General features: G+C 45.1%; 11 protein-coding genes. 3 read left to right on the top strand and 8 right to left on the bottom strand.

The annotated features are described in order from the left end of the window. Nucleotides 1-32: 32 nt before the first annotated feature. A complete protein-coding gene (locus CHRO_RS24430; RefSeq protein ID WP_015156903.1) occupies nt 33-1,922 on the bottom strand; it encodes a chloride channel protein in 1,890 nt (629 codons plus the stop codon). Nucleotides 1,923-2,598: 676 nt separating this feature from the next. On the opposite strand from CHRO_RS24430, the gene CHRO_RS24435 reads away from it, so the two are divergent. Beyond that, nucleotides 2,599-3,027 carry an RING finger protein gene (locus CHRO_RS24435; protein WP_015156904.1) on the top strand — a complete coding sequence of 143 codons (429 nt, stop codon included), beginning with the start codon at nt 2,599-2,601 and terminating at the stop codon, nt 3,025-3,027. A gap of 104 nt (nt 3,028-3,131) precedes the next feature. Here CHRO_RS24435 and CHRO_RS24440 read toward each other — a convergent pair whose 3' ends face one another. Further along, the gene (locus tag CHRO_RS24440; RefSeq protein WP_015156905.1) at nt 3,132-4,733 is read right to left on the bottom strand and encodes an ArnT family glycosyltransferase; all 1,602 of its coding nucleotides are present in this window, start codon (nt 4,731-4,733) and stop codon (nt 3,132-3,134) included. A 195-nt stretch (nt 4,734-4,928) separates the two neighbouring features. Beyond that, on the bottom strand, nt 4,929-5,879 hold the full coding sequence (locus CHRO_RS24445; RefSeq protein ID WP_015156906.1) for a Rieske 2Fe-2S domain-containing protein: 951 nt from the start codon (nt 5,877-5,879) through the stop codon (nt 4,929-4,931). A 112-nt stretch (nt 5,880-5,991) separates the two neighbouring features. On the opposite strand from CHRO_RS24445, the gene CHRO_RS24450 reads away from it, so the two are divergent. Then, nucleotides 5,992-6,744: a TetR family transcriptional regulator gene (locus tag CHRO_RS24450; protein WP_041462620.1), complete on the top strand. Its 753-nt coding sequence runs from the start codon at nt 5,992-5,994 to the stop codon at nt 6,742-6,744. Nucleotides 6,745-6,818: 74 nt separating this feature from the next. Here CHRO_RS24450 and CHRO_RS24455 read toward each other — a convergent pair whose 3' ends face one another. After that, nucleotides 6,819-7,373 (bottom strand): hypothetical protein, encoded by a 555-nt coding sequence (locus CHRO_RS24455; protein ID WP_015156908.1) that lies wholly within the window; start codon nt 7,371-7,373, stop codon nt 6,819-6,821. A gap of 276 nt (nt 7,374-7,649) precedes the next feature. Between CHRO_RS24455 and CHRO_RS24460 the strand changes: the two genes are divergently transcribed. Continuing rightward, entirely contained in the window at nt 7,650-9,077 is a 1,428-nt protein-coding gene (locus tag CHRO_RS24460) for a sensor histidine kinase (protein ID WP_015156909.1), read from the top strand. A gap of 15 nt (nt 9,078-9,092) precedes the next feature. Here CHRO_RS24460 and hpt read toward each other — a convergent pair whose 3' ends face one another. From hpt to CHRO_RS24480, 4 genes are all read right to left on the bottom strand, one after another. Then, the gene (gene hpt, locus CHRO_RS24465; RefSeq protein WP_015156910.1) at nt 9,093-9,620 is read right to left on the bottom strand and encodes a hypoxanthine phosphoribosyltransferase; all 528 of its coding nucleotides are present in this window, start codon (nt 9,618-9,620) and stop codon (nt 9,093-9,095) included. Nucleotides 9,621-9,627: 7 nt separating this feature from the next. Then, nucleotides 9,628-10,629 (bottom strand): adenosine deaminase, encoded by a 1,002-nt coding sequence (locus CHRO_RS24470; RefSeq protein WP_015156911.1) that lies wholly within the window; start codon nt 10,627-10,629, stop codon nt 9,628-9,630. A gap of 66 nt (nt 10,630-10,695) precedes the next feature. Further along, the gene (locus CHRO_RS24475) at nt 10,696-12,132 is read right to left on the bottom strand and encodes an NCS2 family permease (protein ID WP_015156912.1); all 1,437 of its coding nucleotides are present in this window, start codon (nt 12,130-12,132) and stop codon (nt 10,696-10,698) included. 373 nt (nt 12,133-12,505) lie between these two features. Further along, entirely contained in the window at nt 12,506-13,291 is a 786-nt protein-coding gene (locus CHRO_RS24480; RefSeq protein ID WP_015156913.1) for an ABC transporter ATP-binding protein, read from the bottom strand. Nucleotides 13,292-13,301 lie beyond the last annotated feature (10 nt).

Here is a 13,301-nt window from a genome sequence, read left to right on the forward strand (position 1 = left end):
GATTAAATCTACTACTCGCTAGCCACTAGCCACTACTCACTTTTTGGCAACGCTAATTCTTCTACAGGTAGTGAAACTTTGAGATAAGGATGAAGCGCTTTGCGAGTTGTTGCTAGTTTACAAGTTAAAGCAATTTGTTCCCGTTCGAGCAAGCCTAAAACTTGTTCTGGCTGATCTCGATCGACAATTGGTAACTGATGTAACCCCCTGGCTCCCATTCGAGATAGAGCCTCAGATAAAGGTTCATCCGTGTAAGCATAAAGTAAATCGGTCGTGCAAATATCGACCAATTGAGCATCAGCATTTTCCCAAGTTGCGATCGCCCGATTAATATCTTCTAAAGTCACAATTCCTAGTAGTTGCAGTTCGGGATTGACCACCAAAGCACTACGACAATGAGCGTTAGTCATGGATAAACCTGCTTGAGAGACAGACATAGAATCTGGCAACATGAGAGGCGATTCGTAAATTGCTTCTCTTACCAATATTTGCTGCACAATTTCTCGATCTTCGTCCCCAACTAAATTCAAATTCAACTGTTGTAAATTGGCGCTAGATTCAGGAGTTACGCTTTTTTTCAGCCGTTCTACTAACCAGACACTTAAGCCAACCGCCGCCATTAACGGTAAAACAATGCGATAGTCGCGCGTCAATTCAAACAATAATAGAATTGCTGTTAAAGGAGCTTTAGCACTTCCAGCTAGTACAGCTGCCATTCCCACCATCGCGTAAGCTGGCGGACCAGCCATATACATGCCAATTTGTGGTAGCAGTGCCGCTAAAATTTTGCCATATGCTGCTCCCAACGAAGCACCGAGAAACATAGCTGGAGCAAAAACCCCGCCAACCAAACCGCTGCCCATACTAATCGCCGTGGTTACTAGCTTCAGCACCAGCAGAATTAACAATAGCAGCAAAGAAAACTCAACATCCTGAAGCATAGCTTCTATGGTTTCGTATCCAATGCCTAAAATCTGCGGATAGAGCAACGCCACCAAGCCGACACAAGCACCACCAATCACCGGATGCATTGGCAAGGGAACGCGACCCAGCCAAGCAAAACCTTTAACTTGTCCGCGAAAACAGGCTCGTCCCCAAAGGAGTAATTGAGTGTAGGCGATTGAAATAATGCTAGCAGCTATTCCCAAGCCGACATAGAGCGGTAACTCTAAGGGGCTGCGAACCTCGTATACAGGTAAAGCAAAAGCTGGCTGTCCTCCCAAACCAATTTGGGCAACCAGCGCCGATACAACCGCTGCTAGCAAGACGACGCTGACAGCCGAATTCGCAAATGTCGTTCCCAACACCACTTCTAGAGCAAAAAATACTCCCGCAATGGGAGCATTGAAACCCGCTGCCAAACCTGCTGCTGCCCCTGCACCTAAAAGTAGACGCTGGCGTTCTTGCGAGACTTGTAGAACGTGAGCGAGTAACACGCCAAAATTAGCTCCAATTTCGACGCTGGGACCTTCAGGACCGAGCGAAGCACCACTACCCAAAGATACAGAAGCAGCTACCATCTTGGTTACAGGCTGAAGCCGCTGCAAAATAGCATGTCGCGTGGCACTACCAGAAGCCGCAGCAATTAAAGAAGACAGCCCAGGACCGAAATCTTGCCTGCGCGTCAGCATCAATCCGACAATGAATCCGCCCAGAGTTGGAACCAGAGCAATTGTCCACGCACCCCAAGCGGAGAGCGTCCCCATCAAATTAACAAAAGCAACGTAGTGAACGAGTTCGATTAAATAGTGAAATGTCACCACACCCATACCCGTACCGCCGCCAATCAAGACCGCTAGAAGTAAGACAACGGCTTCTGGAGAAGGCTGAAAGCGATTGAGAATGTGGGCAATAGGGTTAGAAGGAGCAGCAAGCCCGCCAGATTGTGGCTGACTCACCTCAGACAGGGAACGATCGGTCATTTAGAGATAAAAAACGAAAAATAAAGTTAAATTTTTTTCACAATCTACTATTACTCATTCTCAGCGATTTTTCTGAAGCCAGACAAGTAGATAGTTGCGATCGTTTAAGAAGCTTTGCTAAGCAAGTGCGATCGCGCTCGAAAAAGAGTTATAAGAGTGCTTAAATGTAGGTTGGGAGCTAATTAGCAATCCCTAATCCGCTCGCGTTCGTCATAGGCAACCGCAAATGACAAATGACTAGAGTAAAGTGAGTAGTGAGTAGTGGCGATATGAGTTGGTAGCAACGAGAGCTGGTGGCTAGCCACTCACAAATGACAAATGACAACAAACACCATCTAGCTTGTAGCTTAACTATTTTCAGTATGCATATAAAATCAGACGATATATTGAATTAGCGTTTAAGATAGAAAAAATAAAAATTTATAGATTCACGTAATCGAACGCTCTAGGCGTGAAGAAACTCGTAAAGCCCCGAATACTCTCAAAGATAGGGGCTAATATCAGAGCGGCTGGTATATACTTCTACCAGTTTTGTCAAAAAGATTTGGCAGGAGCTGCCTATTGCCGTGGTTTGCATCCGCCAGTCCTCGTTATCTCTTGTGAACAAAAGCTAAATTTTTAGTTTGGTTCGATCGCGATCGCTTTATTAGTTGGAATTAGCAGTTTTACATTGCTTATGCCAACAATTTCTCACGCTCCCCAGGTTCGACGCATTAGGTTATCGCTGATGAACACTCACACTGGAAACCACTCTCTCACTTGCCCGATTTGTCAACGTACCGAACAGCTCAAGCCAATCAAAGGCAATCGTGGGCTTTTTACCTGTCCTAATTGTCAAGAAAAATTAGTTGTCAGTTGGAGCGGTCATTACGTGCGCGATCCCCAATGCTTAAAACAAGTTATGGTAGCGCACGCGCTGCGTCGTCAAAGCCGACCTTGGGCAAGAATCATCCGCGACCTTGGTTCGCTCAAACGTCCTGTAGCAGTCTTAACGGCGGGTAGTATCTTTTTGTTAGGGATTAGTATCTTCAGTCTAGATAGCCTCAACAAACAACAATCTCCCTGGGACAGATTGGTAGAAGATGTGAAGGAAATAGCAAATTGAGTCAGTTATCGGCGAACAGGGTGTGGGTAATTGGTAATTGGTAATTGGTAATTGGTAATTGCCCCTCTGCTCCTCTGCTCCCTGCTCGATCGCTCGTGCGCTCCCTACTCCCTTGTAACTAACATCCAGCCAGAGGCTTGACCGAGGGATTCGATCGCTGGTAGCTTTAAACGTTCTAGGGTAGGGCGATCTAGAAGTAAATATGGATGTGGTTGCTGCCACTGTTGTTGCAGTTGGTTGAAGTTACTACTAATGACGCGGCGATCGCTGTAAAAATCTAAGGAAGGACGATTATAGGCGAAGGAAGTGTAGATTTCTCGGTTTGGAGGTGTGCGAGCTTGAATGAGAGCAGCTACGGGTTTGACTTGGTAGGCTTCTGCTAGTTCCCAAACCCAGTGGCGAGAGGTGACGAAGAGTAACAGGGCAACGTACATGCCCCAAATAAGTACGGCGATAAATTGTCTATCTCCCCTCACAGCTAACCAAGCACTGAAAGTCATCGTGCCTGCTACTGCTGCCAAAATCCACTGTAGTTCCCAGTCGGGATCGGTATTCCAAGGACTGTAGTAGAAACTGGCTGCCCACGTCGCCACCGCTAGTAAAGTTAAAAATGCGATCGCGTAGCGGGGATATTTAGCTGGATAGGGTTGCTGCCAAAACTGAGCCAATTGCACTCCTACAGCCAAAGCGATCGCGGGGTAAACTGGTAAAACATACCAGGGCAGTTTAGTCCCCATTAAGGAGATTGCTAGCAAGTAACCTCCGCCCCAAACCAAGATCAGTTTTGCCCAACTCCAGTTGCGATGATTCCAGGTATAAAGCAGACCGCTAGGTAAAAAGATTAACCAGGGAAAGCAGTATTTGAGAATTTCAAGCAAATAAAACCAGGGGGGATGTTGGTGGTTTTCTACCGCTTGCCAAATCCGGCTGAGGGACTGATCGACGACAGCGCGATCGGTAAACTGATGTCCGTATTGCCACCACTGAGCAGCATACCACGCCGCTACAGGCAAGCTCCCGATCGCGATTCCACCCCATAAATACCAACTACCTAACAAGCGGGGCGTATCCCAAAAGAGAAATAACAGGGCGATCGCTCCGAGTAACAACCCTACCATACCCTTAGTCAGTCCAATCAGTCCTAAACCGATGCCTACGCCCAAGCAGTAGCGCAGATTGCGACGCGATCGCAACAAACACCAAACTGTAAATAGAAAAAAACTGACGATCGCACCATCTAGCATTGCTAGCCTGCCGTGACGTAGCACGGGTAGCATGACTAGGTAAACTAAAGCCGAGAAAATTGCTGGCTGGCGATAGTGAAAGATTTCTCGTCCAATACTGTATAAAATTGGTATACCAAGCGCGGTTAGTAATGCCCCTGGTAAACGAGATGTCCACTCATTGACTCCACCAATTGTATAGGCGAGAGCTATGAGCCAATGCATGAGGGGCGGTTTATTTAAATAAGGTTCGCCGCCTATAGTTTTTGGGTGCAGCCAGTTTGCAGGCGATCGCCATATTTCTCTTGCGACTTGCGCTACCGTACCTTCGTCCCAGTCTCGCAACGGTAAGTCACCCAAGTTTTTAGTATATAGAAGTAGTGCTGCCAAGAGCAGTCCCCCAATCCATAACCAATCGGCTCGGCTATGCAGCTGAGATTTCCAATGCTTAGCATTATCCCCAGTCAAAATCCAACGACGCATCTAAGTTTTAATACTCAAGGCTAGGTGTCGAGTAGTGAATTAACGTTCCACTTTGTAGCTGTTTGGCTTGTCTCAGGTGTCAGCAGGGAACGAGTACAATTTACCACTTCTTTCTATTCTTGCCACAATGACGCGATCGCCCAAATTTTGAAACTATCCTAGATGCTCCACGGGCTGCACTGACAAGGCGATCGCTTACCATTCTTGATATAGCTTTTGGGCGTTAAACATAATTTCTTCGTTTGGCAAGCGAATTTTTGGTTTTTGCCTGGGATATAAATTCTCGATTGTTTCTGTATCCTGCCGAATCACTTCATCTACTGCTTTGAGTAGCGAATTCTTTAACAAGGTTTTTAAAACTAAATTCTGAATCTTGGCAAAAACTAAAACAAATGTCTTAGTACGATTTTCTGTTTCAGGATATAAAGAATGAATTTGAATGAATTGACCAGCAGGAATTGAAGCAACAAATGAGGTTAAACAAGGAAAGGAATATTCAAATTGATTGACAAAGATTTTAGGAACAGTGAGTAAAACTGGATTACTAGCAATCTCTCCTAGCGTGTTACTGTCTCTAGTAACTTTCTGGAGGAGTTTTGTACTGTAGCCATTCTCCTGGTATTCATCGACCTCAATCGCTTTAATTCTAAATATTTCTCGATGCGTGCCATTTTGGTGATTGTAGTCGTAATTAATTAATAGATTGCTTAAAAAATCACCTTGAATGCTTTTACTTCCAGCAATCCCAACAAATTCAAAACCAGGGGTAATTCTTTCAATTAAGTCGGGAATGGGAATTTTTGGTTCGCATCCTCCATACGTCCAGATATTATCGCCGATCGCAGTCAAATCTAATTTTTCTAACAATGGTTGAGTTACTGTTTCCGCTCGATATAAGCGTCCTTGCGTGTCAAATTCTAAAGCGTGAAACGGACAAGTAATGGTATCTCGCTCTCGACAAATCCAGCCATCGGAGAGAGGGGCTTGCATATGAGGGCAAACATTATCTAAGCCGAAGACTTCACCTTGTTGATTTTGCCACAGTACGTAATCTCGACCGTTAAGAGTAATTTTATGGGGTTTATTAACTCCCAACATCGAGCGATGAGCAATCAACCAAGGCGCACCAGGGAGAATAGGATGCATAGACTGACCTACAAATTGACCTAAAATATATGACGGTTTATTCGTATTTTTTCAAAATATGACGAATCGTTCGTGTTTGTCAAGCAAGGGTGGTGAGTCACCTACAAAATCTATGCGTCGTTCACCGAAGCAACAACGAGGTAAGCAAAGGGTAGAAAAAATTTTGGATGCTGCGGCTGAGGTATTTGCTGAGGTAGGTTATGATGCCGCTACAACCCATGCGATCGCAACACGGGCAAATACAGCCGTTGGCTCGCTTTACCAGTTTTTCCCTGATAAAGCAGCTATCTTTCGCGCCCTAGAAATTCGTCATGTAGAACGAGTGCGGGCAATGTGGGCTAAACTCGACAAACCTAGCATCATTCAGTTACCTCTAAGACAAATGATTCAACAGCTAGTAGCCGCTGTTGCCAAACTATTCGAGCAACCGACATCTCGCGTTGTTTTCGTGCAATTTTTCACCGCACCAGAAATATTTCAAACAATTGACGAGAGTTTGACTCAAGAGGCGATCGCATTTATGGCTAGTTTATTGAAACAGCGCCATCCTACCTTAAGCGACGAGAGAGCTAGCTTATTAGCCGAAGTCTGCGTTCATTGCAGCAATACGTTAATTCTAATTGCTCTACGCAGCAGCGAAACTCACAGCCAGCAGCTCATCCAACAGATAGAAGATTTACTCGTATCCTACCTCAGTCCTCATGTCGGTGATGAGGTATTGCAGAGTGAGGTAATGAAAGTAATGATATGTCCTCACTGCCAATCCGAGCGACTCTCTAAAAACGGGCATCGCCACGGGAAGCAGCGTTATTTGTGTAAAGATTGTGGCAAGCAGTTTCCAGCATGGAAAGGAGCATTGCCATGATTCAGTTTTCACCAAAGCTCTAAATTACCAGCTCCGTTTACATTTGTAGGCTGCCAAACTAGCGTCAACTTCAGCTACTCTTCGTATTGTGTCATTACTTTTCGGTACTGTTGTGCAGTCAGTGCCATCTCCGCTAAGATTTCGCGTTGCTCCTGCACGATGCTTTGTGCCTCTGCCGCTGCCCGTTGTGCCTCTTGCTCTATACGACGGGCTTCAGCAGCCTGCTGTCGCGCCTCTTCCGCAGCACGTCGCGCCTCTTCCGCAGCACGTCGCGCCTCTTCCGCAGCACGTCGCGCCTCTTCCGCAGCACGTCGCGCCTCTTCCGCAGCACGTCGCGCCTCTTCCGCAGCACGTCGCAACTCTTCTGCAACACGTCGCAACTCTTCAGCCTCCTGCCGCATTTCCTCGTTTGTCTGCCGCATCTCCTCCGCGAATTCTCGGCTCTCCTCAGAAGTCTGACGGTCTTTCTCTGACTGAATGCGCTGTTCTTCAGCAGCAGATTGGCGCAATGCAGCTTGCTTCTGCTGCTCGGCACTTGCCTCTCGCTTTATTTCCGACTCGCGCCGAGCTTGTTCGGCGTTTTGCCGTTGCCGTTCCGTTTTCTGACGCTGTGGCTCGCTTTCTGGCATTGTTCTTTTCTCCGTCTAGTTAGTCAAGCCGCAAGGTTAAACTAACAATCGAGTTGACATCACGAGCAGATGCAAACAACTAGAGTATATCTATATTTTTCATGTAAGGAATCTACCCAACGCGATTGTCCATGCTACTCCGATCGCATCTCATCAGCAAAAACTTTCACGAAAAGTATCCTTCAATACAGCAAATAAATCATTATTCCCGCGCTTCCCTTCCTTGTAAATCCTCAGATACAGTAACAGTACAACTCGCGTGGAGAAGATTCAACCATGCTATGTGTAGACGAACTATTAACGCTGGAGTTGTTTCAACAGCTTTCCCAAGAGCAGATTCACTGGGTTTGCGATCGCGCTCAAGAAATGGAGCTATCTAGCGGCGAAGTCTTTGTCAAACAGGGAGATCCGCCACGCGGCTTTTATGTCATGCTATCAGGCCGGGTGAGCATTACCCGCATCAGCGAAGGGATTGAAATGCCGATCGGGCAGCACCAAGCACCCGCTTTTTTTGGTGAAATTCAAGTCTTAACCGATGAACTAGTCCCCGTGACATTACGCGCCCTTTCTGATTGTCGGCTCTACGAAATCTCAGGCGATGACTTTCGTACCCTCCTACATAGTTGCCGAGGCTTCGAGCGCTTAATATTTCAAGCCGTACAGAAACGATTGCGCGGTTTAGAGTCTTTTATTCAAAACCGCGAGAAAATGGCAGCTCTAGGCACGCTAGCGGCTGGCTTAGCACACGAACTCAACAATCCGGCGGCGGCTGTAATTCGCGCCTTGCAAGATATCACCCCAGCACTGCTCGAACTCCAACGGATGAACTTTGTTTACGGACAGCGCCAAGTAGAGGCAGAACATACAGAAAAATGGCTCAAAGTGCGTGATGATGGTTGGGATGCGGTTGTCAACCGTCGCCTGAACCCCATTGAATTTAGCGATCGCGAGGAACAATTGCTTGAGTGGTTAGAAAACTATGGCGTAGAAGATGCTTGGAAACTCGCCGAACCATTAGCAGCTGGAAATGTAGATATAGAGACTTTAACCGAGCTGATGGAGCGCTGGAAGGACGATCCGACAGAATTAAAAGATATGGGGTTGCGCTGGCTGGCGCTGTCTTTTGAGGTTATGTGTACGGTTTCGAGTGGCTTGCGGGGAGCGCAGCGAATTTCTCAGCTCGTCCAGTCGATGAAATCTTATTCTTACATGGATCGCGGCGCGCAACAAATTGTTGACGTTCACGATGGAATTGAAGATACATTGCAATTATTTGCTTACAAATTCAAGCAAGGAATTGAAATTCAGCGGAATTACGATCGCTCTTTGCCTAAAATTCTCGCTTTCGGTAGCGAGTTAAATCAAGTTTGGACGAACTTAATTGATAATGCAGTTGATGCGGTATCTTCGATAAGCTTTGCTAACGCGGGGAAAGGAGTCATTGAATTAGCTACCGCTCAAAATGGCGATTATATCCAGGTACAAATTGCCGATTCTGGTGCTGGGATTCCTGTAGAAATTCAATCGCGTATTTTCGAGCCTTTCTATACGACAAAGCCTGTAGGTTCTGGTTCGGGTTTAGGTTTAGATGCAGTACGGCGGATTGTCGAGAACCGTCACCAAGGAACAATTACATTTACATCGCAGCCTGGTAAGACTTGTTTTACAATTTGTCTGCCAATTGCTACACACAGTTATCAGTGAACAGTTACTTTTTATCTACTCCTCGATCGCGTAGATTGCCGGCAATTGGCGATATTTTTCGTCCATATCTATACCGTAACCGACAATAAAGCGATCGGGAATTTCAATTCCTAAATAATCGATTTCAACTTGAACTTTGCGGCGTGAGGGTTTATCGAGTAAGGCACAAAGTTTGAGCGAGGATGGATTATCAGCTTTCAATATTTCTATTGCTTTTGAGGTTGACAACCCAGTATCGACAATATCTTCAACTAAAATGACATCCTTGTTGTTAATAACACCTTCAGTTAAACCCATTAACATCTTGACTTCACCCGAACTAGTGGTAGAACAACCATAGCTAGATAAACGGATCAGTTCGACATTACAAATTGGAGTTTGCATCTGCCGGATCAAATCGGCGAGAAAGATAAAAGAGCCTTTCAAAACACCAATGACAATTGGAAACCTATTCTGATAATCTCGATCTAAATCCCGTGCTAATCGCTGCACTGTTGTTGCTATTTCTGACTGAGAAATAAGTGGAACGAGTTTTTCATCCATAGTTATTTTACTTCATCATAAACCGATCTAATTCAGTAATTCGAGTCTGCTTCTCTTCCGCACTCAAAAATGTTGCTTGAAAGGAATTTTTCACCAATTTATAAATATCTTGCTTACTCAAATTTAAAGCCGATTCTATTTCTTGTAAATTCTCAGCCACGTAACCGCCAAAATAAGACGGATCGTCAGAATTTACTGTCACGCACAATCCCATGTCTAATAATTGTTTAATGTTGTGCTTTGCCATCGAATCGAAAACACAAAGTTTGATATTAGATAGCGGACAGACAGTCAGAGGAATTTGTTTTTCAATCAAATATTCTAATAACTTCGGGTCATCGATGCAGCGTACACCGTGATCGATACGCGATATGCCTAAAAGATTTATGGCTTCCCAAATATATTCTGGTGGTCCTTCCTCACCTGCATGAGCAACGGTAAGAAATCCTTCTTCTCGGGCTTTATTAAAGACTTTTTGGAATTTTGAAGGTGGATTTCCTACTTCTGAAGAATCCAAACCTACTGCTGGAATTGTATCTTTATAAGGTAAAGCTTGCTCTAAAGCTTCCATTGCTGATTCAGCGCTTAAATGTCGTAGAAAACAGAGAATTAAATAAGAAGAAATATCGAGTTGTTGTTTTGCTTCCTGTAATGCACGATAAATTCCTCGATGAACTGTTTCAAACGAAATTCCTCTAGAAGTATGACCTTGAGGATCGAAAAAGATTTCAGCGTGGCGCACGTTTTGAGCAGATGCTTTTTGCATGTATGCCCAAGTTAGATCGTAAAAATCTTGTTCTGTTTGCAACACGCTCATTCCTGCATAATAAAGGTCGAGAAATGATTGCAGGTTTTGAAAGTTGTAAGCAGCACGAATTTCTTCTACCGATTTGTAGGGTAGTTGAATATTGTTGCGATCGGCTAATACAAACATCATTTCTGGTTCGAGGGAACCTTCAATATGTATGTGTAACTCAGCTTTAGGAATCTGGCAAAAGAATGAATTCATCTTTAGAGAGTTAGTAGTTGCGTGTAGAGACGTTACATGTAACGTCTCTACATATAAATATGAAATTTATTCAGATGTACCGAAGCGCAATGTCATAAAGACAAATCGAATTATGAAAACTGCGGCTAAAATCCAAGTTGCGATCGTAACTTCGTGGGCTTTGCCTTGCAGTGCTTTGGCAATTGGATAGGTGATAAAACCAACTGACAACCCAGTGGCAATTGAGTAAGCAAGAGGCATAAACAAAATCGTCAAAAATGCCGGAACAGCTTCAGCTACATCACCCCAACGAATATCTGATACACCTGTCATCATTAACACGCCTGTAATGACTAGGGCTGGTGTAGTAGCGTAGGCGGGAATTGCCTCGAATAAAGGAACTAAGAAGATCGCCAGGATAAATAATACGCCTACAATCGCAGCTGTGAAGCCCGTGCGCCCCCCTTCCGATACGCCTGCGGCTGATTCTGCATATGTAGTGACTGTAGACGTACCGATCAGCGCCCCAGCAGTTGTTCCTACTGCATCGGCAAACAGTGCTTGATTGACTCGCGGTAGTTTTCCATCCTCTTTAATGTACCCTGCCTTCATGCCGACTCCAGACAGAGTACCAACGGTGTCAAAAATATCGACGAATAAAAATACTAAAAGTATGGCGATAAAGTCGAGAAAGTTGTTAGCAGTCAATCGCGATAAACCGAAAATGCCTTGTCCGATCAGATCTGTCGGTAGGGTAGGGATCTGAAAAATTCCTTTGGGCGGGGGTGTAACACCTACAATCCAACCGAGTAAGGCGGTGGCGAGTACCCCCCAGAGTAATGCCCCCTTAACGCGGCGTACTAAAAAAGCTGTAGTAATAATAATTCCGGCAACAGCTAGTAGAGTATTAGGTTCTCTGAAGCTACCCAGGGTTGTTTTTGTCACTTCGCTGGCGATAATTAGCCCAGCACCTCCAGTTTTTGGATCGCCAGATATCCCAATATAGGCAATAAATAAACCGATCCCTACTGATGTTGCTGTTTTCAGCGACATGGGAATGGCATTGACAATTTGACTGCGAACGTTGGTAAGGGTGAGGGCAATAAAAATCAATCCTTCGGCAAATACAGCCGCTAGTGCCAAACGCCAATCGATTTTTAGGGTTAAAACGACAGAATAAGCAAAAAAGGCGTTTAATCCCATGCCAGGGGCGAGGGCAAAGGGATAGTTGGCAACAAATGCCATTACCAGCGTTCCAATTGCAGCTGAGACTGCGGTAGCAAAGACTTGTTCGGCGAATAAATCTTTTGGCTGCTGTAGAAAAATCGCATCCGACAAAATTAAGGGATTGACGACGAGGATGTATGCCATCGTCATAAAAGTTGTCAATCCTGCCAGAGTCTCGATCCGAAAGTTAGTTCTATACAGGTCAAATTGAAAAAAACGAGCGATCGCTGCTTGCCAACCCGTATACTGTGGCGTAGGTGGTTGCTGTAGTTCTAATCGATCTGTATCGCTGCTCATTCTTTGGCTGTCTCCACCAAGTTATCTTTGCTTATCAATTTTGAGGAAGTTCTCAGCAAGCGTCAGTCAGGCTTGTTACTCTAACGACATAAAAGCTGTCTTTTGCACCTAAATTTAGTGACTACTGGGTGCATACTGTATGTCGTTGTTCGATCGGTTTTTTGTGTCAAAAAACACCAACTCTAAACTTGATAAGAAAAGTTAACTGGCGCTGGCTAAAGCTGACTATTGCAGTTAGAGCGCCAGAGACTCGAATGTGGCTCAAATTAACCTTCCACCTCAGATACCATTAACAAATCTCAATGTTTCATGGGAATACTCCCTAAGATAGAGATTGTTTGAAGCGATACACATCTTTGACAACAGTATTGGATTATTTTCCTAAATATGCCTCTAGCACTTGAGGATGTTGTTGCATTTCCTCTGGGCTACCATGAGCTAAGTTACGCCCCTCTGCCATCACCCAAACGCGATCGCACAGGGACATAATCACATCCATATTGTGTTCGATAATCAAAAATGTCATACCTTCGCGGTTCCAAGTTAAAATGCGATCGCAAATTTGTTCGATCAACTTGGGATTTACCCCCGCCGCAGGTTCGTCTAACAAAATTAACTTGGGTTGCGTCATTAACGCCCTTGCCATTTCCAATAACTTGCGCTGTCCTCCCGATAGCGCCCCCGCATACTCGTGCGCCATATGCGCCAAGCCCACCGATTCTAGCAGAGCCATCGCCTGTTCTCGCAGGATTTGCTGTTCTTTGGCGATCGCCCAAGGTTGAAATTGCAGCCGCCAAAAGTTCTCTCCGTCTTGCTTTTGCGCCCCTAGCATCATATTTTCTAGTACTGTCAGCCGCGAAAGCGTCCGTGCGACTTGAAACGTGCGTACCATACCCTGTAAGGCAATTTGATAGGTTCTCAATTGCTGCACGGGTGCGCCGTCAAAAATTACCCAGCCGCGATCGGGGCGAATAAAATTTGACAGTAAGTTAAACAGAGTTGTCTTACCCGCACCATTGGGACCAATTAACCCCGTAATACTTCCTTTCGCTACTTCTAAATCGGCATTATCCACAGCCTTAATCCCGCCAAAACTTTTGGTAAGACCGCTAGCTGATAATAGTGGCATTGGTTGGGATTGTAGATCTTTGGATTCCATTGATAATGAT

The organism is Chroococcidiopsis thermalis PCC 7203 (assembly GCF_000317125.1).
Taxonomy (GTDB): Bacteria; Cyanobacteriota; Cyanobacteriia; order Cyanobacteriales; family Chroococcidiopsidaceae; genus Chroococcidiopsis; species Chroococcidiopsis thermalis.